Annotated in this window: 19 protein-coding genes, 1 tRNA gene and 1 pseudogene; 12 read left to right on the top strand and 9 right to left on the bottom strand. The window is 66.7% G+C overall.

Translation table 11 applies throughout. The features are described from left to right. Positions 1–235 precede the first annotated feature (235 nt). The 4 genes and pseudogenes from HWW87_RS01970 to HWW87_RS01955 all read right to left on the bottom strand — a co-directional run. A pseudogene (locus HWW87_RS01970) lies at positions 236–457 on the bottom strand (MFS transporter); the annotation flags it as partial. Positions 458–506: 49 nt separating this feature from the next. Continuing rightward, a complete protein-coding gene (locus HWW87_RS01965) occupies positions 507–2,096 on the bottom strand; it encodes a glycoside hydrolase family 68 protein (protein WP_175819028.1) in 1,590 nt (529 codons plus the stop codon). 616 nt (positions 2,097–2,712) lie between these two features. Beyond that, a complete protein-coding gene (locus HWW87_RS01960) occupies positions 2,713–4,023 on the bottom strand; it encodes an MFS transporter (protein WP_175819027.1) in 1,311 nt (436 codons plus the stop codon). A 169-nt stretch (positions 4,024–4,192) separates the two neighbouring features. Beyond that, positions 4,193–5,275: a tartrate dehydrogenase gene (locus HWW87_RS01955; RefSeq protein ID WP_175819026.1), complete on the bottom strand. Its 1,083-nt coding sequence runs from the start codon at positions 5,273–5,275 to the stop codon at positions 4,193–4,195. Positions 5,276–5,383: 108 nt separating this feature from the next. Between HWW87_RS01955 and HWW87_RS01950 the strand changes: the two genes are divergently transcribed. The 3 genes from HWW87_RS01950 (at position 5,384) to HWW87_RS01940 (ending at position 8,340) form a co-directional block, all read left to right on the top strand. After that, on the top strand, positions 5,384–6,304 hold the full coding sequence (locus tag HWW87_RS01950; RefSeq protein WP_174434135.1) for a LysR substrate-binding domain-containing protein: 921 nt from the start codon (positions 5,384–5,386) through the stop codon (positions 6,302–6,304). A 258-nt stretch (positions 6,305–6,562) separates the two neighbouring features. After that, positions 6,563–7,072: a helix-turn-helix transcriptional regulator gene (locus HWW87_RS01945; RefSeq protein WP_174434136.1), complete on the top strand. Its 510-nt coding sequence runs from the start codon at positions 6,563–6,565 to the stop codon at positions 7,070–7,072. Further along, on the top strand, positions 7,069–8,340 hold the full coding sequence (locus HWW87_RS01940; RefSeq protein ID WP_175819025.1) for a HipA domain-containing protein: 1,272 nt from the start codon (positions 7,069–7,071) through the stop codon (positions 8,338–8,340). The genes HWW87_RS01945 and HWW87_RS01940 overlap by 4 nt, the downstream gene beginning before the upstream one ends. A 26-nt stretch (positions 8,341–8,366) precedes the next feature. Here HWW87_RS01940 and HWW87_RS01935 read toward each other — a convergent pair whose 3' ends face one another. From HWW87_RS01935 to HWW87_RS01925, 3 genes are all read right to left on the bottom strand, one after another. Beyond that, on the bottom strand, positions 8,367–9,365 hold the full coding sequence (locus HWW87_RS01935) for a LysR family transcriptional regulator (protein WP_175819024.1): 999 nt from the start codon (positions 9,363–9,365) through the stop codon (positions 8,367–8,369). A 101-nt stretch (positions 9,366–9,466) separates the two neighbouring features. Beyond that, complete coding sequence (locus HWW87_RS01930; protein WP_175819023.1) at positions 9,467–9,886, bottom strand: ATP--cob(I)alamin adenosyltransferase; 420 nt, start codon at positions 9,884–9,886, stop codon at positions 9,467–9,469. Between the two features lie 118 nt (positions 9,887–10,004). After that, positions 10,005–10,805: a helix-turn-helix transcriptional regulator gene (locus HWW87_RS01925; RefSeq protein ID WP_174385966.1), complete on the bottom strand. Its 801-nt coding sequence runs from the start codon at positions 10,803–10,805 to the stop codon at positions 10,005–10,007. 169 nt (positions 10,806–10,974) lie between these two features. Here HWW87_RS01925 and HWW87_RS01920 point away from each other — a divergent pair, with 169 nt between their 5' ends. Together HWW87_RS01920 and HWW87_RS01915 are read left to right on the top strand one after the other, a co-directional pair. Then, entirely contained in the window at positions 10,975–11,601 is a 627-nt protein-coding gene (locus HWW87_RS01920) for a LysE family translocator (RefSeq protein ID WP_175819022.1), read from the top strand. Between the two features lie 13 nt (positions 11,602–11,614). Continuing rightward, positions 11,615–12,367, top strand: a complete 753-nt coding sequence (locus tag HWW87_RS01915) for a class I SAM-dependent methyltransferase (RefSeq protein ID WP_175819021.1) — start codon at positions 11,615–11,617, stop codon at positions 12,365–12,367. A gap of 117 nt (positions 12,368–12,484) precedes the next feature. Here HWW87_RS01915 and rtcR read toward each other — a convergent pair whose 3' ends face one another. Further along, complete coding sequence (gene rtcR, locus HWW87_RS01910; RefSeq protein ID WP_175819020.1) at positions 12,485–14,101, bottom strand: RNA repair transcriptional activator RtcR; 1,617 nt, start codon at positions 14,099–14,101, stop codon at positions 12,485–12,487. Between the two features lie 337 nt (positions 14,102–14,438). Here rtcR and HWW87_RS01905 point away from each other — a divergent pair. From HWW87_RS01905 to HWW87_RS01885, 5 genes are all read left to right on the top strand, one after another. Continuing rightward, positions 14,439–14,511: transfer RNA gene (locus tag HWW87_RS01905), tRNA-Phe, on the top strand. 258 nt (positions 14,512–14,769) lie between these two features. After that, entirely contained in the window at positions 14,770–15,909 is a 1,140-nt protein-coding gene (locus tag HWW87_RS01900; protein WP_175819019.1) for a slipin family protein, read from the top strand. Positions 15,910–15,971: 62 nt separating this feature from the next. Further along, positions 15,972–17,195, top strand: coding sequence for an RtcB family protein (locus tag HWW87_RS01895; protein WP_279607999.1), 1,224 nt, complete (start codon positions 15,972–15,974; stop codon positions 17,193–17,195). 55 nt (positions 17,196–17,250) lie between these two features. Then, positions 17,251–18,066: a nucleotidyltransferase domain-containing protein gene (locus HWW87_RS01890; protein WP_175819018.1), complete on the top strand. Its 816-nt coding sequence runs from the start codon at positions 17,251–17,253 to the stop codon at positions 18,064–18,066. Between the two features lie 258 nt (positions 18,067–18,324). Beyond that, the gene (locus HWW87_RS01885; protein WP_244107119.1) at positions 18,325–19,476 is read left to right on the top strand and encodes a DUF1176 domain-containing protein; all 1,152 of its coding nucleotides are present in this window, start codon (positions 18,325–18,327) and stop codon (positions 19,474–19,476) included. A 9-nt stretch (positions 19,477–19,485) separates the two neighbouring features. Here HWW87_RS01885 and HWW87_RS01880 read toward each other — a convergent pair whose 3' ends face one another. Then, positions 19,486–20,157, bottom strand: a complete 672-nt coding sequence (locus HWW87_RS01880; protein WP_175819016.1) for an O-methyltransferase — start codon at positions 20,155–20,157, stop codon at positions 19,486–19,488. Positions 20,158–20,305: 148 nt separating this feature from the next. On the opposite strand from HWW87_RS01880, the gene HWW87_RS01875 reads away from it, so the two are divergent. Both HWW87_RS01875 and HWW87_RS01870 read left to right on the top strand, forming a co-directional pair. Beyond that, on the top strand, positions 20,306–21,601 hold the full coding sequence (locus HWW87_RS01875; protein WP_175819015.1) for an aminotransferase class I/II-fold pyridoxal phosphate-dependent enzyme: 1,296 nt from the start codon (positions 20,306–20,308) through the stop codon (positions 21,599–21,601). Between the two features lie 161 nt (positions 21,602–21,762). After that, complete coding sequence (locus tag HWW87_RS01870; RefSeq protein ID WP_175819014.1) at positions 21,763–22,488, top strand: hypothetical protein; 726 nt, start codon at positions 21,763–21,765, stop codon at positions 22,486–22,488. Positions 22,489–22,490 lie beyond the last annotated feature (2 nt).

The raw sequence follows: 22,490 nt of genomic DNA, 5'->3' as shown, positions 1-22,490 counted from the left end.
TGTATCGGGAAAGGTATGTATTGCGAGCGTTCAGCAATCGTTTCGTCGCTATGTCGAAACCGATAGCAAACGCATGTGCACGGGACATCGCGAAGGTATCGCCTATCGCCGCGAAAAATGCATGGCGGCACTGGAACGGGCGAAGTGCCGCCGGCGATCGGACCGGACTATGCCGGCCCGATTGCGTTGGAAGTGTCAGCACTCGCGCGCGTCTGTCGGAACGAGAGCCGCATCGTCAATGATGCTGCCCCACGCCCGACACGACCTGCTCCCGTGCCCCCTTCCGGCTCAGCATCAGCGTAACGACCGCCGACACCACGAGCGTGCCGGCCACCACATACAGCCCGGCCGCATACCCGCCCGCCGCATGCTTCAGCCAGCCGATCGCGAACGGCCCGACGAACCCGCCGAGGTTGCCGATCGAGTTGATCATCGCGATCCCCGCGGCCGCGCCGGCGCGGGCATGCCGATCACCGAATAATCCGCCCGTTAAAACTACGGATTGCCTATGGTTTGTTGCCCCCTCCATTGTTCGCGCCGCCATGGCCGAGAGCCGGCTGGTCAGCTGAGATATCGCCATAGCCGCCCAGGCCGGATGTGCCATAGGTCGGGTCGACTGCCGAGGTTGTGAGGCCAATGTTGATCTTCACGGTCGGCGCCAGCGAGCCGCCACGACGTGGGCCGATTGCGTCGATGAAGGACTCGACCAGGCCGCCGGGCATTACATAGTGCGAATACGACTGGAATGTCCGCGGATTCTGGTTCGGGTCCAGCGCATACGGAAAGCCGACAGGCTGGGTGAGGTCGGTCGGGTTGCCGAGCACCAGGCCGCTGCCCTTGTTCATCGGCAGGAAATCGCTGCGGATCCCGTTGCCGACGAAACCCATCACGCCATCCGGCCCGTCGACACCAGTCGCATAGGTCGAACGGTGGGTGATCGTGAACAGGTAGTACTTGCCGTTGCTCAGATAGATCTGCGGCCGCTCGGTCTGGTCGTCCACGCAGTTCGCGGAAAGAATCGGCGGGAGAAACTTCCAAGTAGTGAGCTGAGGATTCGTCGCGATCGCGAGGCCGACGTTTGCTTTCTGCAGTACCGCACTGGAAGCATTCACCGCTGCCACCGTCTCGGCGAACGGGTCGCCGGATACATAGCCGAGGTCGTCGGCAGTGCACGTGGGCGCCCCACGCGGGCCGGCGGTGTTGCCCTCGAACACCATGTACGTGTTGCCCGGATGCGCCGGGTCGAGAAACACGTACGGGTCGCGGAAGTTGTAGAAATTATTTTGCGCGCCATTCTGATACAGGACGCCGTCGGGTTGCAGCAGCGCCTGGTGGTCGTTGAAGCCGTCGAACCACACATGCGTGGCGTCCGCGTGAATATGGCCGTCCGCACGCGTAATGATCGCGACCGGCGGGGTGATGTCCGGGCCGTTCGGGGACGTTTTGTTGAACGCCAGCGCCGTGTAGTAGAGACTCACGTTGACGCCGTTGGTGAGCCGGGCCGAGCCGGACCATTCAGCGTTTTGCGTGATCGGTACGGTGGGGCCGAAGACCCTGATGCTCGAGCCATCCGGGAACAGATGGCCGCCGAATATCCATCCGCCGTTCGCAGGCCGCTGCGACGCGGGAATGCCCGTCTTGCGATAGAAGAATCCGATGCGCGCATGCACGTGCCGGTCATCGAACGAATAACCGCCGTGGCGGTCGGCGGTCAGCGCGAAAATCACGTCCCAGCCCTTGTAGCTGAGCTGCACCGCATGCAGGTCCGCAAGCGGCCAGGTATCCCATACCCAGAAGTTGGCGTTGGTGTCAGGGAAGTTCGCGGGGATGTTCGGCATGGTGAGGGCCGGGGGCAGCGAGTTCCCACCGACTATGGTGGGAAGAGAGATGGCCTTGATCTGCCGGGCATCCGCCCGTGTCCATCGGGAGGTAAAGCTGGCGGCCGGATCGAAGGCCTGTTGAGAATGCGGTGTCGGTGCGGGGAATTGCGCCTGAGCGGGTGCTGCGACGATGGCGAGGAATGCGGTGGCAACTGCGTGGGCAAGTCGATGAGAGTCAGCTATTCGGGTTCGTGGAGAGCAGCGATGTAACATCATTAGTCTCCCAGGTGATGATCTGACGATTGGTCACGCACCGCAATTCTTGCGACGCGCGGCTTCCAGTCAAGAACGCGCATGTGACGGTGTCAAGCGATTGATTGTGTCAGTCCGATTCCCGATCGGGTCAGCCCGTTGCCAGTCTCCATGGAACTACACGCATAATTCAAAATCACGAGTCACTCGTCGCGTTACTGTCAATCCCGTATGCCTCGACGCTCGCGATGCACTGCCTCATCGAGGGCATCGAGCGGTGGATAGCCCGGCACGACCGTACCTTAGGGAAACACTAATTTGCCCGGCACGGTGGTCAACGGATTTTGAGCGCCGGCCTCGACTACGAGCTGCTCACGTATTAATGGACGGAGCGTCGGGCCGATCGCCGAGATGTATCGGGAAAGGTATGTATCGCGAGCGTTCAACAATCGTTTCGTCGCTATGTCGAAACCGATGGCAAACGCATGTGCATGGGACATCGCGAAGGTATCGCGGCGACGAATGCATGGCGACCCTGGAACGGGCGAAGTGCCGCTGGCAGTCGGACCGGACCATGCCGACCCGATTGCGTTGGAAGTGTCAGCACTCGCGCGCGTCTGTCGGAATGAGAGCCGCATCGTCAATGATGCTGCCCCACGCCCGACACGACCTGCTCCCGTGCCCCCTTGCGGCTCAGCATCAGCGTGACCACCGCCGACACCGCGAGCGTGCCGGCCACCACGTAGAGCCCCGCCGCATACCCGCCCGTCGCGTGTTTGAGCCAGCCGATCGCAAACGGTCCGACGAACCCGCCGAGGTTGCCGATCGAGTTGATCATCGCGATGCCCGCCGCCGCGCCGGCCCCGGACAGGAACGCGCTCGGCATCGCCCACAGCGGCGCCTTCGCGGCACTGATGCCGATGTTGACGACGACCAGCGCGAGCACGGTCAGCAGCGCGGTGCTCGCCTGCCCCGCGAACACGAAACCGATGCACGCGAGCACGCACGGAATCACGACGTGCCACGTGCGCTCGCCGGTGCGATCCGAATGCCGCGCCCACACGATCATCGCGACCACGGCGGCAATACTCGGGATGCCGGTCAGCAAGCCCGTCTGCAACGCGGTGAAGCCGAACTGCTTGACCATCAGCGGCGCCCACAGGCCGAGCGTGTACAGCCCCGCCGACGTGCCGAAGTAGATCAGCGCGAGCGCCAGCACGCGCGGATCGCGCAGCGCCTGCCACGCGCCGGCCGTGTGCCCGGCGTGCGTGTGGCGCGCATCCGCTTCCGCTTTCAGCTTCGCGATCAGCCAGTCGCGCTCGTCGGCGCGCAGCCACGCGGCCTGCGACGGCGCATCGGTCAGGCGCTTCAGCACGACGAAGCCGAGCACGACCGCCGGCAACGCTTCGACGATGTACAGCATCTGCCAGTCGGCAAGCCCGAACATCGGCGGCATCTGCATGATCGCGCCGGACAGCGGCGAACCGATCGCGGTCGAGATCGGCGCGGCCGCCATGAACCACGCGGCGGCCACCGCGCGCTGCTTCGCGGGAAACCACAGGCTCAGGTACAGGATGATGCCGGGGAAGAAGCCGGCTTCGGCCATGCCGAGCAGGAAGCGCAGCACGTAGAAGCTGGTCGGCCCGGCCGCGAACGCGGACACGGCCGACACGATCCCCCACGTGATCATCACCCGCGCGATCCAGATGCGCGCGCCGACGCGGTGGAGAATCAGGTTGCTTGGCACTTCGAACAGAAAGTAGCCGATGAAGAACAGGCCGCCGCCGAACCCGAACGCGGTCGGCGACAAGCCGATCGCCTTGTTCATCGTCATCGCAGCGAAGCCGACGTTGACGCGATCGAGAAAGCTGACGAAGTAAAGCAGCATCACGAACGGAATGATGCGCCACATCAATTTCCGCGCGACGCGGGTTTCCAGATCCGCTTGCATGTGTCTCCTCCTTCGAGGTCGGGCCGTGCGCCGTCGGTCGGTGGACCTTGAGCGCCGGCCGACGCCCGGCTCGCGTCGCATGCGCGAGTCGCGGGCAGAAAATGCCTGAGTGAAGCGAATGGGCGGTGCCCGGCTGCGCACACGCGCGGCCGCGCCCGCCTCGCCGCCGTCAGGCCGCGACCGCCGCGTTCGCGACGCGCTCGCAGACGGCCGCCGTCACCTGCGCGGTCGTCGCGCTGCCGCCGAGATCGCGCGTATGCAGCGACGAGTCGGCCGTCACCGCCTCGATCGCGTGCATCACGCGCGCGGCCGCTTCCGTCTCGCCGAGATGCTCGAGCAGCATCACGACCGACCAGAACGTGCCGACCGGATTCGCGAGCCCCTTGCCCATGATGTCGAACGCGGAACCGTGGATCGGCTCGAACATCGACGGATAGCGGCGTTCGGGATCGATGTTGCCGGTCGGCGCGATGCCGAGGCTGCCCGCGAGCGCGGCGGCGAGATCGCTGAGGATGTCCGCGTGCAGGTTGGTCGCGACGATCGTGTCGAGCGACGCCGGGCGGTTGACCATGCGCGCGGTCGCCGCATCGACGAGTTCCTTGTCCCATGTGACGTCGGGGAATTCCTGCGCGACCTGCTTCGCGATCTCGTCCCACATCACCATCGCGTGCCGCTGCGCGTTGCTCTTCGTGATCACGGTCAGCAGCTTGCGCGGCCGCGACTGCGCGAGCCGGAACGCGAAGCGCATGATGCGTTCGACGCCGGCGCGCGTGAGGATCGACACGTCGGTCGCGGCCTCGATCGGATGACCCTGGTGCACGCGGCCGCCGACGCCCGCGTATTCGCCTTCGGAGTTCTCGCGGACGATCACCCAGTTCAGGTCGTCCGGCCCGCAGCGCTTCAGCGGCGCGTCGATGCCGGGCAGGATGCGCGTCGGGCGCACGTTCGCGTACTGGTCGAAGCCCTGGCAGATCTTCAGGCGCAGGCCCCACAGCGTCACGTGGTCGGGCACGTCCGGGTCGCCCGCGGAGCCGAACAGGATCGCGTCCTTGCCGCGCAGCGCGTCGAGGCCGTCGGCCGGCATCATCGCGCCGTGCCGGCGGTAGTAATCGGCGCCCCAGTCGAAATCCTCGAACGCGAACGCAAAGCGGTCGCTGCCGCGGGCCAGCGCTTCCAGCACCTGCTTGGCCGCAGGCACCACTTCCTTGCCGATGCCGTCGCCGGGAATCGTTGCGATACGGTAGGTCTTCATGCGGACATCCTCGATTGATCGTGAGCGTGAACGCACTTTACCGAACCGGAAGTACATAAACCGGGTCTATACTCAAAGCATCTTTAACTTCCATTCATGAATCCCGTCATGGCGGATACCGTCCAGCCGGCCGATCTCGGCTTCTTCTCGACGCTGGCCGCGTCGGGCAGCCTGAGCGCGGCCGCGCGCGAACTCGGGCTGACCGCGGCGGCCGTCAGCAAGCGGCTCACGCAGATGGAGCGGCGCGCGGGCGTGACGCTCGTCAACCGCACGACGCGGCGGATGATGCTGACGCCCGAAGGCGACGTCTATCTCGACTACGCGCGGCGGATCCTCGACCAGATGGACGAACTCGGCGAACTGCTCGGCAGCGCGAAGCAGCGGCCGAAAGGCCTGCTGCGCGTGAATGCGACGCTCGGGTTCGGGCGCAGCCACGTCGGCCCGGCGATCTCGCGCTTCGTCGCACGCTATCCGGAGGTGTCGGTACAGTTGCAGCTGTCGGTGATGCCGCCGCCGCTCACGGACGACGCGTTCGACGTGTGCATCCGCTTCGGCGAACCGCCCGACACGCGCGTCGTCGCGCGGCGGCTCGCGCCGAACCGCCGGCTGCTGTGCGCGGCGCCCGCGTATCTCGCGCGGCACGGGACGCCCGGCACGCCGCACGACCTGACGCGGCACAACTGCATCGGCATCCGGCAAGGCGACGAAGGCTACGGCGTCTGGCGCCTGACGAGCGGGCGCGGCGCGGCCCGCCACACGGAGGCCGTGCGGATCAACGGCAACCTGACGACGAACGACGGCGAGATCGCGGTGAAGTGGGCACTCGACGGGCACGGGATCCTGATGCGCGCGGAATGGGATCTGCGCGACTATCTCGCCGACGGGCGGCTGGTCGTCGTGCTGCCCGACCATGAAACGCCGAGCGCCGACATCTACGCGGTGTATGCGCAGCGTCACCAGATGTCCACGCGGATTCGCGCGTTCGTCGATTTCCTGGCGGAAGAATTGGGGCGGTTGAAGGAGACGTAGGGCGTCGGGTACACGCGCTGGGAGCTCGGCATCGGTAGGCGATGCCGGGGGCGAGCATATAGTTTTCCGGCTCGCGACGTGTTGCTGAGCAGATGCTCGCCGAGCATTTATGTAAATATTTTGGCGAATTCAGTACAGAATAGCTAAAATATTTACATAAATGAACGCACCATCCCGACAAAAGGTACGGACACGCCGAACCAAAGTGCTATTATTTTGTCTCTATTGCGCAGAAAGCACTGAAATATTAGCGCCATCATGGCAAAGAAAACCGCCCCTCTCCTGCCCGCATCCAGTCGGTTGCTCGTTGAATTCGGCGAGCGGCTCAAGCTCGCCCGCCTGCGCCGGAAGCTGACGGCCAAGCAGGTCGCTGAACGCGCGGGAATGTCGCCGATGACACTTCGCTCGCTGGAGGGAGGCGGTGCGGGGGTCACGATGGGCGCCTATCTTTCCGTCATGCAAGTACTGGGCCTCCAGGGCGATCTGGAAAAACTGGCCGCGGCAGACTCGCTCGGCCGCCAGCTTCAAGACGCTCGCCTCGTCAAACCGCGATCCACGAAACGAGTTGCCCCGCTATCGTCCGCCGAGTCGCCCCGCATACCCGATCGGCGCAATCGTGCGGCCGCGACCAGAGCCCCGGCCAAGGAAGCACCGGGAACGGCATCCAGCATCGAGGCGCCCGACCACCATCGCGGTACGACGGCCGCGGAACTGGCCGCGCTGTTGAAGCCCGCGAACAAACACCCGGGGAAATCTCGCGAGAAATGACGACCATCTCTGTTTACGCAGACTGGAGCAGCCTGCCCGCTCCCCGGAAACTCGGCCTTCTGCACAGCCGACAGACGCGTGCAAGCGAACGTTTCGAATTCCAGTACGACGCAACCGCCTTGGGCGCCCCCGAATTCGCCCAGGTTCAACTCGATCCCGGCATCGGCCTCTTCGAAGGGCCGCAATATCCACCTCCGCCGCGAGACTCGTTCGGCGCGTTCGCCGATTCAAGCCCCGATCGGTGGGGGCGCATGCTGATGGACCGTCGGCTGGAGCGAGACATTCGTGCAGGCCTTCGACCGAAAGGCACCCGGCTCCATGAATCGGACTACCTGCTGGGCGTCCATGATCTTTATCGCGTCGGCGCATTGCGCTACAAGCTCAACGACGAAGGAGACTTTCTCGACGATCGCGTTGATCTCGCCGCGCCGCCATTCGCGGAAATCCGTGAACTGGAACGCGTCAGTCGAGCGCTGGAAGAGGATGTAGACAACATCGCCCCGGATGGCCGCGACTGGCTTTCGATGCTCATCGCACCTGGCGGCTCGCTCGGCGGTGCACGACCGAAAGCAAGCGTGGCCGACGATCAGGGGCATCTGTATATCGCGAAGTTCCCCAGCGCAAGAGACGATTACGACGTAGGGGGTTGGGAAATGGTCGTCAATGCGCTCGCGGTCGGCTGCGGCCTGAATGTCGCCCAAGCCGAGGCACGAAAGTTCGCCAGCGACCATCATTGCTTCCTGGTCCGTCGCTTCGACCGGACGGCCGATGGACGGCGCCTGCATTTTGCCTCGGCGATGACCATGACCGGTCACGTCGACGGCGACGATGCCGCCACCGGCGTCAGCTATCTCGAACTGGCGGAAGTCCTCATGCAACATGGTGCGCAACCGAATGCCGACCTGCGAGAACTTTGGGCGCGGATCGTCTTCAATCTTCTCGTGTCGAACACCGACGACCATCTTCGCAATCACGGCTTCATTCTGGCGCCGGGTGAGGGCTGGCGGCTCTCCGCAGCTTATGACATGAATCCGGTCGCGATCGCCGACGGCCTCAAGCTCAATATCACGGAAGCCGACAACGCGCTGAACCTCGAACTTGCCCGTGAAGTGTGCGAATTCTTTCGGCTGGGTCTGAACGACGCCGATGAGATCATTGACGACTTCCGCGGTGTCGTCAGTCAATGGAGAACGCTCGCGACGCGACTCGCGCTGCCGGCTCGGGAACAGGATCGGATGGCCAGCGCGTTCCGCCTCGCAACCGCTTGAGGACTTTCCGTCCGCATACCCCCCCGTCAGGCCGCCTCTACCAGCCCGTTGTAGCGATCGCAGATAGCGACTGCACCGGGCGCCGGCCGCCACCCCACTGCCCCCGCCGCCGCCAGCCCTTCCTGCTCGTGCCCGGCCTGTACGAACCGCTCGGCGATCCAGTCGACGAACGCGCGCACGCCGGGCGACACATGCGGTCGCTTCACGTAGACGGCCGACACGGCCAGCGCATCGGGTTGCCAGCGCGACAGCACTTCCCGCAACCGCCCCGCGTCGATCAGCGGCTGCGCGGCGACGCGCGTCGGCTGGATCAGCCCGAGGCCGTGCACGCCGCAGGCGAGATACGCCTGCTCGTCGTCCACGCTGACGATGCCGTCGAGCCGTACCTTGCGCACCGCGTCGTCCACCACGAACTCGAGCTCGGCCGGACGCTGGCCGAACACGTGCGACCCGCCTACCGCGCGATGCGCGCCCAGGTCGTCCGGCGTGCGCGGCACGCCGAAGCGGTCGAGATACGCGGGACTCGCGCACGTCACGCGCTCGAGCGAGCCGAGCCGGCGCGCGACGAGCGACGAATCGGGCAGCGCACCGAGCCGGACGCTGCAGTCGATCGCGTCGCCGATGCGATCGCCCGTGCGCCCGGCCACGGCGAGCATCAGTTCGAGATCGGGATGCCGTGCATGAAACCCGCCGAGCGCCGGCAACACGATCGCCGCCACCGACGCCGGCAACTCGACGCGCAGCGGCCCGCTCGGATGCAGCGCGGCGCCGCGGATGCTCGCTTCGAGCTCGTCGACGTCCGCGGTGATGCTGACGCAGCGCCGGTAATACGCGTCGCCTTCGGGCGTCGCCCGCAACGCGCGCGTCGTGCGTACCAGCAATGGCATGCCGAGCGCCGCTTCGAGCTCCTGCACGGTGCGCGTCGCGGTGGCGCGCGAAATGCCGAGCGCCTGTGCCGCGCGCGTAAAGCTGTTCATTTCGACGATGCGCGTGAAGATGCGCATCGCGCGGATCGGATTGTCCACGGGACACCTCTGCGTGGTTGCGATATGCCGCAGCGCGCGTTCGCGCACCGTGCGTGCGTGTCGATGTCGACGCAAGCCGCGCGACCCGCGCGGCCGCCGGGTCAGGCGTTCGCCGCCGCGACGCCGGGCGCCGGTTCGGCGAGCAGCCGTTGCGCGAGCGCCAGCGCGTCGTCGCGGCTCGCCGCCGCGTTCAGCGGATAACCCCAGACCTTCTCGAAGGCGCCCGAAAAGGCATTGAGCGCCACGCGCCGCGCCGCACTGGGCTCGATCGCGATCATCCCGGGGATCCATTCGCGCGACAGCGCGCGGTTGGCCTTGCTCCACTTCGCGAGCTGCTTGCGCATCTCGTGATCGTTGTCGGCGCGATCGTCGCCGGACGGCGCATCGTCGGTCAGAAGAACGAAGCGTTCGCGGCGCGCCAGCAGCGCATCGAGTTCGGCAATCAGGCGGGCGGGATCGGTGTGGGTCGAGCCGCTGTAACGCAGCCAGACAAACGGGAATTCAGTCGTGACGATTTGCATGTCGGCCTCCAGATGAGAACGATTCTCATTTTATGGATCGGCCCCTCATGCGTCATTTCTCATCCCGGCCAACTGCTTTTTCAATCCGGCCAAACGTGCGCGGGCGCAGTCCGGCCGTTCAGCGTTGCCGGTCGGTCAGGAATTGCGTCGGCGGCTTGCCGGTCGCCTTGCGGAACATCGTGACGAAGCTGCTCGCGCTCTCGTAGCCGAGATCGATCGCGATCTGGTGCACGCGGCGGCCGGTCGTCAGCATCCGCAGCGACAGCGCGACGTGCAGCCGCCGGCGCCAGTCGCCGAGGCTCATCCCGAGTTCCTTCGTCGCGAGGCGCGTGAGGCTGCGCTCGCTGATGCCCGCGCGCCGCGCGAGTTCGGGCAGCGACGACTTGTCGGCCGGATCGTCGAGCAGATGGTCGATCAGCTTGCGCAGCCGGCGGTCGGCCGGCATCGGCAGGTACAAGTCCTCGACCGGCGCCGCGACGAGTTCGTCGAGCAGCGTCGCCACCAGTCGCCCTTGCGGGCCGTCGACGTCGTACAGGTTCGGGAAGCTGGCCGCCTTCAGCAGCAACTCGCGCAGCAGCGGCGACATGGCCAGCGTGCAGCAGCGCGTAGGCAGGTCGAGCGCCGCGTCGGGTTCGACCAGTACCGCGTAGAAGGTCGCGCCGGCCGAGCCGCGCGCCGCATGCGGGACATCGCCCGGAATCCAGACCGTGCATTGCGGCGGCGCGCTCCACACGCCGCCGTCGATCTCGCAATAGACGACGCCGCTCAGTGTGTAGAGCAACTGCGCCTGGCGATGGCTGTGCCGCTCCAGCCGCCATTCGGGCTCGACGACCGAGCCGCCGAACACGACGAGCGGACGCGGCACGTGATAGACGTCGGCGTCCGCGGCGGGATCGGTGATCGGTGGAAGGTCGCGCATGGAACGACGGGCAGTGGAAAAGGCCGGACGCCGGTGTCGCGCGTCCTGTCGTGCTTATACCAGAAAGGCGCCGGCGCAGCCGTGCCGTTCGGGGAGGCGTCTGCGGCCGCGCGCCGAACCGAATACAATGCGCCGATCCCCTGCCGCTGCGCCGCCTGCCGGAGCCGCCATGTTCGACCTGACCACGCTGACCACCTTCACGGCCGTCGTTCTGGGCCTGTTCCTGATCCCCGGCCCCGCGGTGCTGCTCGTGCTGAGCCGCACCGTGCAGGGCGGGCGCAAGACCGGCATCCTGACCGGCCTCGGCGTCGCGAGCGGCGACTTCGTGCATACGCTGTTCGCGGCCGTCGGGCTGTCCGCGCTGCTGATGACGTCGGCGCTCGCGTTCAACGTCGTGAAGCTGGTCGGCGCCGCGTACCTGATCTATCTCGGCGTGCGCGCGCTGCTGGAGAAGGCTGCCGACCCGTCGCTGCCGCAGGTGTCGCCCGTCACGCCGCTCAACGCATATCTGCAGGCGATTCCCGCCGAAGTGCTGAATCCGAAAACCGCGCTGTTCTTCCTCGCGTTCATGCCGCAGTTCGTGCATCCGGAACGCGGCTCGACGTTCGTGCAGTTCGCGGTGCTCGGGCTGATCTTCGTCGTACTCAGTTCGCTCTACACGACGCTGATCGCGTGCTCGATCCGCCCGCTCGGCCGCATCGTGAAGCGGCTCACGTGGCTCACGCGCTGGCAGGGCAAGATCATCGGCTCGATCTTCATCGCGCTCGGGTTGCGCGTGGCCGTGCAGCAGCGCTGATGCGCGCGACCGCATGACACACGCCGGCGCGGACCTGCTCTACACCGACCCGCGCCTCGTCGCGGTGTACGACCTGTTCAACGCGGGCGATCGGGACTTCGCGTTCTACGCCGCCGCGATCGGCGCCGGACGGCAACGCACTCTCGATCTCGGCTGCGGCACCGGCACGTTCGCACGACGGCTCGCGGCGGCCGGGCATGACGTCGTCGCGATCGATCCCGCGCCGGCGATGATCGATTACGCGCGACGCCAGCCGGGCGCCGATACCGTGTGCTGGTTCGCGTGCGCGCTCGACGGCCTGCCGCCCGGCGCGCCGTTCGATGCGGTCGTGATGACCGGGCACGCGTTCCAGTGCCTGCTGACCGACGACGACATCGACGCGACGCTGCGCGGCGTGCGGCGCGTGCTCGCCGACGGCGGCCGCTTCCTGTTCGACACCCGCAACCCGCGCAGCGAACCATGGCGAGCATGGACGCCCGCGCAATCGGCACGCAGCGTCGAATCGCACGAACTCGGCATCGTCGATCTCCATCACGCGGTGCGTGCGATCGACGGCGCGATCGTGACGTTCGACACGCGCTACCGCTTCCGCCGCGACGATACGGTGCTGACGAATACGAGCCGACTGCGTTTCATCGCGCACCCCGAATTGCAGGCGCGCGTGACGGCGGCCGGTTTCGCGTCGGCCGACTGGTGCGGCGACTGGGGGCATGCACCGTTCGACGAGGCGACCAGCGCGGAGATCATCGCGATCTGCCGCGCCTGAGTGCGCACGCGTCGATGGCATCAGCCGGCGACGGGCAGCGCATCCACCGCATACGCATGCCGGATCGTGCGGCGCAACCGCCCGACGCGGCGCAGACATCACGCGCCCCTCTCGTCATCACACGCCATCGAGCGCGCGCCGCACGCCGTCCCAATCGAGCCCGAACCGCGCGAGATACTTGCGCAGCCGGTCCGCATCGTTCGGCTGCTTCTTGCTCTGCCGCGACACCGCAAACAGCGTGCGGCCGGCTTCCGACAGGCTCGCCGACGTGCGGCACACGTCGAGCACGCGTTCGAGTTGCGCACGGTCGAACAGGTCGAGTTCCGCCGCACGCGCACCGAACACCGCGTCGACGCACGCATCGGACGCCCCCGCGCCGCCCGGCGACGACCACGTGCGCGTCAGCCGCTCGACCTCCTGCTCGGCGAGCGCCTCGGTAATCCGCCCCGCATCGGCCAGCGTCGCCATCCGCGTGACCGAGGCCGACAGCTCGCGGAAGTTACCGGCCCACGTCGCGCGCGGCGATGCCGCGAACGCGAGATAGCGCCGCTTCGCCTCGACGTTGAAACGCACCTGCTCGCCCTGCTCGCGGCCGAAACGGTCGAGCTCGAATTCGAGGTTCGGTTCGATGTCCTCGCGGCGCTCGGCGAGCCCCGGCAATTCGTAGGTCCACAGGTTGATCCGCGCATAGAGATCCTCGCGGAACGTACCGGCCGCCACCATCTGCCGCAGGTCGCGGTGCGTGCCCGCGATCAGCTCGAAATCGCTGGTCGCCTCGACGTCCGCGCCCACCGGCAGGAAGCGCTTCTCCTCGATCGCCTTCAGCAGCATCGCCTGTTCGTCGAGCCCGAGTTCGCCGATCTCGTCGAGAAACAGCAGCCCGCCGTCCGCCGCGCGCAGCAGCCCCGCCCGCGCCGACTGCGCGCCCGTGAACGCGCCCTTCACGTGCCCGAACAGCGTCGACATCGCCGCGTCGCCGCGCAGCGTCGCGCAGTTGATCTCGATGAACGGCCCCGCGAGCCGATGGCGGCCGCGCTTCAGCTCGTACACGCGCTTCGCGAGAAAAGACTTGCCGGCCCCCGTCGGCCCGACCAGCAGCATCGGCGCGCGCGAACGCACGGCCACGCGCTCGAGTTGCTCGATCAGCGCATTGAAGCGCGCGTTGCGCGTCGCGATGCCGGCCTTCAGGAACGACACCGTTTCGTCGCGCTCGCGCGTGAAGCGCTGCGCGATCCGGTTGTAGCGCGACAGGTCGAGATCGATCACCGACATCGTGCCGGGCCCGCTCAGCCCTTCGTCGGTCTTCTGCGGCGGCCCGGTCTGCACGAGACGCGCGGGCAGGTAGCGCGCTTCCGCCAGCAGGAACCAGCAGATCTGCGCGACGTGCGTGCCGGTCGTGATGTGGATCAGGTAGTCCTCGTGCTCGAGGTCGAACGGATACGCGCGTGCGTAGTCGTGCAGCGTCGCATAGACCTCCTCGAAATCCCAAGGATCGTGGATCGTGACCGGCGTGAGCCGCACGTCGGTGTGCGGCGACACGCGCGCGAGATCGTCCCGCACGTGCTGGGCGAGACGCACGTATTCCTGCGGATACAGCAGTTCGAGCCGGTCGATCGGCAGGTCGGGTTGCTCGCACAGCGAAATCGTCGGCCGCCATTTCGGGTAGCGGCGCGCCGTGCGGTCGCCCTGGTCGAGCACGATGCCGAGAAAACCGATCGCGACGGTTTTGCGCATGTTTATCTCATCGGATAAGAAGCGATCTGATTGTATCGGATATTCATGACGACGCGATACGGCAAGCATCGATACCCGGCCGCGGGAAACAAACAATTTCCCTTTATTTTCAATCACCTGGGGAATTTCATGAAACCCCGTGTCCGCGCTGGCACGCTCTTCGCTAAATAGAAGACGCCGGATGTCCCGCTGGCCCACGAGCCAGGGTTCACACGCCCTGCTGGTGCGCCGCCGCCGAACCTCGTTCGTCGCGGCAGCGCATGCCGCCATGGACAGACGAAGGCAAAGGGGCGCGCGCCAGGATGCTTCGTCCGGGTTCGAATCCCGGAGCGCCCATTGTTCGAAAGCTCAGCCAGGTGGAGCAGCCGGCGAAAGCCGGCCGGTGGCGGGTTCGAATCCCGCTCGAACGCTGTCCGTAAGGACGGTCTTGTATGAAAAGCAGTACCCGCCGGTGCGGGCCGCAAGGCCCGCCGCGCGTCGGACCGGTTGCGGTTCCGCGCGATCGGCCGGGCGGCCGCACGGCCCGCGCGAAGGCGCACGACGACGCAATGCAGGATGCGTCGCCGTGCACTTCGACGCCGGGCCAGCGCGCCGCCCGCCCGGTTGCGTCGCACCGCGATCCGCACGATGCGCGCCACCCGGCGGCCATTGAAGAAAAGGACAAGAATATGTGGATGCGACATGTCGTAAAAAAGAACGAACGCGCGCTGCTGATGAGCGAAGGCGACTTCGTGAAGGTGCTGGAACCGGGCGTGTTCAAGGCCTTCGATCCGTTCAAGCGCCTGTCGGTGCAGACCGCGCGTCTCGACGCGCCGCTCGCCGACGAAGCGCTGGCCGACTATCTGCGTCACGACGCACCGGACGTGCTCGCGCGGTATTTCGTCGCGATGGATCTCGCCGACGACGAAGCCGGCTTGCGCTATGAAGACGACGTGCTCGTCGAGATTCTGGCGCCGGGCACGCGCCGGCTGTACTGGCGCGGCCCCACCGCGCATCGGCTGGAGCGCATCGATCTCGCGCAGGACAGCATGCTGCCCGCCGCGCTCGTGAAGCGCATCGTGCAACCGTCGCTGCGTGCGCGCGGCGTGGCGGGGCTGACGGGCGTGCTGCTGGCACAGGTGCCGGCGTACCACGTCGGTGTACTGAAGATTGACGGCAAGATCGAGCGGTTGCTGGACGCGGGCACGTCGGCGTTCTGGCGCTTCAACCGCGACGTCGCGGTCGAGCTGGTCGATCTGCGCTTGCAGGCGCTCGAAGTCGGCGGGCAGGAAATCCTGACGCGCGACAAGGTCGCGCTGCGGCTGAACCTGTCGGCGACGTGGCGCTATGCGGACGTGCTGCATGCGTTCGGCCAGTTGCAGAAGCCGGTCGAACACCTGTATCGCGAGCTGCAGTTCGCGCTGCGTTCGGCGGTCGGCACGCGCTCGCTCGACGAACTGCTGGAGGACAAGCAGTCGCTCGACGACGTCGTGATCGCGCAAGTGCGCGCCCGTCTCGACGATTCGGGCGTGGACGTGCGCAGCGTCGGCGTGAAGGATATCGTGCTGCCGGGCGACATGAAGACGATCCTCGCGCAGGTGGTCGAAGCGGAGAAGTCCGCGCAGGCGAACGTGATTCGTCGCCGCGAGGAAACGGCGGCGACGCGCTCGCTGCTGAACACCGCGAAGGTGATGGAAGAAAACCCGACCGCGCTGCGGCTCAAGGAGCTGGAAACGCTCGAGCGTGTCGCGGAACGGATCGACCGCATCTCGGTGTTCGGCGGTCTCGACCAGGTGCTGAACGGGCTCGTCAGCATCAAGGGCGCGTAATGCAGGATCCGGCGCGATGCAGGTGAATCGCGCCGGACCCCGAAATGAATCAGGTGAAGCAAATGACAGACATGGATTACCAGGTGATGGAACTGGCGAATGGCAAGCCGGTGAAGATGTGGACGCAGGGCGTCGCCGTCGAGGACGAAGCACGCGCGCAACTGCGCAACACCGCGCAGATGCCGTTCATCTTCAGCCACGTCGCGGTGATGCCGGACGTGCATCTCGGCAAGGGCTCGACGATCGGCAGCGTGATTCCGACGAAGGGCGCGATCATTCCGGCCGCGGTCGGCGTCGACATCGGCTGCGGGATGATGGCCGCGCGCACGACGCTTGCGGCGTCCGACCTGCCGGATTCGCTCGCTGGGCTGCGCAGCGCGATCGAACGCGCGGTGCCGCACGGCCGCGCGCCGGGCCGCCGCGATCCGGGCGCGTGGGGCGACCGCACGCCGGCCGCCGTGACCGAATCGTGGAAGGCGCTGCAACCGGGCTTCCAGCGGATCGTCGACAAGTATCCGAAGCTGGAAAAGACGAACCACTACGCGCATCTCGGCACGCTCGGCACCGGCAACCACTTCATCGAAGTGTGCGTCGACGAGGCGGACCACGTGTGGTTCATGCTGCACAGCGGCTCGCGCGGCGTCGGCAACGCGATCGGCAGCCTGTTCATCGAACTCGCGCAGGCCGACATGCGGCAGCACATCGCGAACCTGCCGGATCGCAACCTCGCGTATTTCACCGAGGGCAGCCGCCACTTCGACGACTACGTCGAGGCGGTTGGCTGGGCGCAGGACTACGCGCGCCGCAACCGGCAGGCGATGATGGACGCAGTGATCGGTGCAGCACGCGGCGTGATCGCGAAGCCGTTTGCGGTCGACGAGCACGCAGTGAACTGCCACCACAACTACGTGCAGCGCGAACGCCACTTCGGCGAAGATGTGCTCGTGACACGCAAGGGTGCGGTGTCCGCGCAGAAGGGGCAGCTCGGGATCATTCCGGGCTCGATGGGCGCGAAGAGCTTCATCGTGCGCGGGCTCGGCAATCCGGAAAGCTTCTGCTCGTGCAGCCACGGGGCGGGCCGGACGATGAGCCGCACCGAAGCGAAGCGCCGCTTCACGGCCGACGATCAGGCGAAGGCGACGCAGGGTGTCGAATGCCGGAAGGACGCGGGCGTCGTCGACGAAATCCCGATGGCCTACAAGGACATCGACGCGGTGATGGCGGCCCAGCGCAGCCTCGTCGAAGTGGTGCATACGCTGCGCCAGGTGGTGTGCGTGAAGGGATAGCGCGGTGCGCGGCCGATGGCCGGCGGCCGCGCACAACGAAAGGGAAACGACAACAATGAAAACCGACAAGGCAATGACGACCGTGCGCAGCGCGCATCCGGTCGACCCGGCGGTGCGGGCGCGCGTGATGGCGGAGCTCGCGGAAGTCGAGCGCCGCCATGATGTGAGCGTGCTGTTCGCGTGCGAATCGGGCAGCCGCGGCTGGGGATTCGCGTCACCGGACAGCGATTACGACGTACGCTTCGTGTATGCACACCGGTGCGACTGGTACCTGAGCGTCGAACCGCAACGCGACGTGATCGAGCGGCCGCTCGACAACGAGCTCGACGTCAGCGGCTGGGAATTGCGCAAGGCGCTGCAACTGCTGCGCCGCTCGAACCCGACGCTCCTCGAATGGCTCGACTCGCCCGTCGTGTATCGCGAAGATGCGCGCTGGGCGCCACGGCTCAGGTTGCTGGCATCGGCGTTCTTCTCGCCGGTACGAGGGCGTCATCACTACCTCGCGATGGCGAAGAAGAATTTTCGAGGCTATCTGCAAGGCGACACGGTGCGTTACAAGAAGTACCTGTACGTGCTGCGGCCGTTGCTCGCGGTGCGCTGGATCGACATGGGGCTCGGGATGCCGCCGATGCGTTTCGCGGATCTCGTCGAGGGCACCGTGCACGAGACGGCGGTGCGCGCGGAGCTCGACGCGTTGCTCGCGCTGAAGATGAGCGCGAACGAAAGCGAATACGGGCCGCGCCGGCCGGCGATCCACGCGCTGGTCGAGACGATGCTCGCCGATGCCGAACACGATCGCGAATACAAGCGGCCGTGGGGCGACGTGGCGATGCTCGATGCGTTCCTGCGCGATGTGGTCGACGGTCGATGAAAAGTGAACGGCGCGATGCCTGCGGGCATCGCGCCGTTTTTGCATCCGCTCTTGTCCGATCAATGCCGACCAGCAACGTACGTGCCCGCCCACTACGCGTCGTCGTCACGATCGCAGCCCATTGCGGCGGTATACTCGATGCCGTTCGGCAACGCGCGCCGCCGCATGCGCCGCAGCCTTCGACCTGCCCCGCTTGCTGACGATGCGCTTGCAGTCCGACGTCTTCCGCCCGCCCATCCACAGTCGATACGAACCGTCATGTCGCACCGCCTTTCGCTCGCCATCGCCACCCTCCTCGCCGTTTCCCCGATCGTTGCCGAGGCCCGTCCGCTGTCGCGGCCGCCGGTCGAACGCGACTTCAAGAACTGGTCGGTCGTCTGCGACAACGGCAATCGCTGTATCGCAGAAAGCCACGCCGACGATATCGACGATGCACGCACCGGCCTGATCCTGCGCGTGACGCGCGATGCCGGCCCGGACGCGCAACCATCGCTCGACCTCTACGCATCGGCGCCCGTCGACTTGCGCACGGCACGCGTCGACGGCCGACCGTTCGATGCAATGCCGGCGCAATGGCATGCGTTCGGCGACAAGACCGACGACGTAGCCCGCCCATTCCGGATCCGGACCAACGATCCGGCAACGGTGGCCGCGTGGCTCGCCGTGGCGCGTAATGCACAACTGCTGAGCTTCGGCGATCCGGCATCGGCGCCCACCGCGCGTACGCCATTGTCGGGATTGAATGCCGCGCTGCTGCTGATCGATGACACGCAGGGCCGCGTCGGTACGGTGACGGCGCTGCTGCGCCCGGGCACCAAGCCTGCATCGTTGGTGCCGGCCGCGCCCGCACTGCCGCCCGCGGTCACACCGGCGCCACCGCCCGTGTCAAATCTGTCGGCCGACGAACAGCGTCCGCTCGTCGACGCGGTCCTCGCGAAATTCGGCGCCGACGTGAAGCAATGTGCGGCCGAGGTCGAAGACGAAATGTCGGCGAGCGACCGCAGGAAAGCGTCGAGAGCCGTCGCGATTTCGTCCGACGAGGCGCTCGTCGCGATCCCGTGCCAGACCAGCAGCCTGTATAACCACACCGACCTGTGGTATCGCGTACGCCGCACCGCACCGTATGCGCCGGCCGCGATGAACTTCGGCGAGAACGCGAGCGCAGGCCTCGATTCGGCGTCGTTCGCGAACGAGCTGACCGACGCCGGCTACGATTCCGCCAGCGCGACGCTGTCGAGCACGGTCCGGTTGCGCAGCGCCGGCGATTGCGGCTCGACCGCGTCGTGGGTCTTCGACGGCCGGCGCTTCGTGCTCGACGGCCTCGCGACGCACAGCACCTGCAATGGCCTGTTCCAGGCCCAATGGCCGCGCCTGTATCGTCGGGCCGATGCGGCCGGCGGCTCGCACTGACGCGTCACCTCACGCGGCACCGACGATCGAGATCGAGAATCCGTCCCAGCCCTTCTGCCCGACCGTCTGCACGGCGGTCGTCATGAGCGCCGGCGCGGCCGCGAGGCGCGCGAACCCGTCGCGCACGCCGACCACGTCCGGCTCGCGATTGTCCGGATCGGCCACGCGCCCGCCACGCACGACGTTGTCGACGACGATCACCGTGCCGGGCCGCGACAGCTTCAGCGCCGCGTCGAGATAGACGGGATTGTTGTCCTTGTCGGCATCGATGAAGATGAAATCGAACGGCGCCTCCCCCGCGTCGACGAGCCGCGCGAGGCTGTCCTTCGCGCTGCCAACCACCACCGTCACGACCGCCGCGAACCCGGCACGCGCGATATTCTGCGTCGCGACCTTCGCATGCTCGGGATTCAGTTCGAGCGTCACGAGCGAGCCGCCCGGCGGCAACGCACGCGCGAGCCAGATCGTGCTGTAGCCGCCGAGCGTGCCGACTTCGAGGATCCGCCGCGCGCCGCGGATCGTCGCGAGCAACTGCAACAGCTTGCCCTGGTTCGGCGCGACGTTGATCGCCGGCAGCCCGGCCGCGTCGCTCGCCGCCAGCGCGGCGTCGAGCGCAGCGTCGGACGGCACGAGCGTCGCCGAAAAATACGCATCCACCTGGTTCCACCGATCCTGATCCATCGCGCACCTCTCGTCTGCGGAAAAGGGCATTCTATGCGCCGAGCCCCCATAAGCAACCAACCATTCGTTCTAAAGGCAGCAGCAAACGTGCTCCTATAATCGCCGGACGGCAGGACCCTCGACCTTCACAACAACAAACGGAGCACCCATGACCGATCAGGCCCATTCGAACTGGCGCCTCGAAACCATCGCCGTGCACGGCGGTTATCGTCCCGATCCGACCACGCGCGCGGTCGCCGTCCCGATCTACCAGACCGTTGCGTACGCATTCGACGACACGCAGCACGGCGCCGACCTGTTCGACCTGAAGGTCCAGGGCAACATCTACACGCGGATCATGAACCCGACGACGGACGTGCTCGAGCAGCGGATCGCCGCGCTCGAGGGCGGCATCGGCGCGCTCGCGCTCGCATCGGGGCAATCCGCCGTCACCTACGCGATCCAGACGATCGCCGAAGCCGGCGACAACATCGTGTCCGCGAGCTCGCTGTACGGCGGCACCTACAACCTGTTCGCGCATACGCTGCCGCAATACGGGATCACCACGCGCTTCGCCGATCCGCGCGATCCCGCATCGTTCGCATCGCTGATCGATGCGCGCACGAAGGCGATCTTCGCGGAATCGGTCGGAAACCCACTCGGCAACGTCACCGACATCGCCGCGCTCGCGGAGGTCGCGCATCGCCACGGCATCCCGCTGATCGTCGACAACACGGTGCCGTCGCCGTACCTGCTGCGCCCGTTCGAGCACGGCGCGGACATCGTCGTGCACTCGCTGACGAAGTATCTCGGCGGGCACGGCACGAGCCTCGGCGGCGCGATCGTGGATTCGGGCAAGTTCCCGTGGGCCGAACACGCCGACCGCTTCAAGCGGCTCAACGAGCCGGACGTCAGCTATCACGGCGTCGTCTATACCGAAGCGTTCGGGCCGGCAGCCTATATCGGCCGCGCCCGCGTGGTGCCGCTGCGCAACATGGGCGCGGCGATCTCGCCGTTCAATGCGTTTCAGATCCTGCAGGGGATCGAGACGCTCGCGCTGCGTGTCGAGCGAATCAGCGACAACGCGCTGAAGATCGCGCAGCATCTCGCGCGCCACGAGCACGTCGAATGGGTGAACTATGCGGGTCTGCCCGATCACCCCGACCATCCGCTCGTCGCCCGCTACCTGTCGGGCCGTGCACCGGGCATCCTGACGTTCGGCGTGAAGGGCGGCCGCGACGGCGGCGCGAAGTTCCAGGATGCGCTGAAGCTGTTCACCCGGCTCGTCAACATCGGCGATACGAAGTCGCTCGCGACGCACCCGGCCTCGACCACACACCGTCAGTTGTCGCCGGCCGAACTTGCGAAGGCCGGCGTGAAGGAGGAAACGGTGCGGCTGTCGATCGGCATCGAGCATATCGACGACCTGCTCGCCGATCTCGACCAGGCGCTCGCGCAGCTTTGAGCGGAACGGGCGCGCCGGCTCGCCGGTGCGCCCGCATCGAATCGCTTGACCCTGGAGCGGCTTCAAGGTGTTCAATCCCCGGTTGATGCCGGGGCGACGCCCGGCGCGTACGATCGTGTCACGCAGCTTCCGCTGCCGCACGCCAACCGCCGAGAGGACTCATGACACCGACCACGAAGCTTGCGCTGCTCACGTTACCGCCCGTGCTGGCGGCCTGTCTCGGCGCGCTCGCGGCCGCGTGGCGCGCGCCTGGCCCGAAAACGTCGAGCGTGATCCAGCATTTCACCGGCGGCATCGTATTCGCGGCCGCGGCGCTCGAATTGCTGCCGCAGGACCGCGCGCATGCGCTGTTTCCGGTCGTCGTCGGCTTCGTGCTCGGCATTGCGCTGATGCTGGCCATTCGCGCGCTGTCGGGCGCGATCGAGACGCGCTTCGAGGAGGCGCGTTTGCCGGTTAGCCTGATCATCGTCACCGCGATCGACCTCGTCGTCGACGGCCTCGTGCTCGGCATTGCGTTCTCCGCGAGCGACGAAAGCGGCATCATCCTGACCGTCGCGCTGACGCTCGAGGTGCTGTTCCTCGCGCTGTCGGTCAGCGCGGCGCTGGCCGCGGCCGGCATCGGCCGCACGCTGTCGATCGTCGTGCCGGTCGGGCTCGCGGCGCTGCTGAGCCTTGCGGCCGTCGCCGGCAACGCGGCGTTCGCGGGGCTGCCGGCGAATATCTACGCGGTGCTGCTGGGGCTCGGCACCGTCGCGCTGCTGTACCTCGTCACCGAAGAACTGCTGGTCGAAGCGCACGAGGTGCCTGAAACGCCGCTCGCGACGGCTGCGTTCTTCATCGGCTTCATCGTGTTCTTCCTGATCGAAGGATCGGTGAAGGCCGGGTAAGC

Source organism: Burkholderia sp. BCC0419, assembly GCF_902830285.1.
GTDB lineage: Bacteria > Pseudomonadota > Gammaproteobacteria > Burkholderiales > Burkholderiaceae > Burkholderia.
The sequence above is the reverse complement of the archived record's forward strand: the minus strand, read 5'-3'. Positions and strand labels throughout refer to the sequence as shown.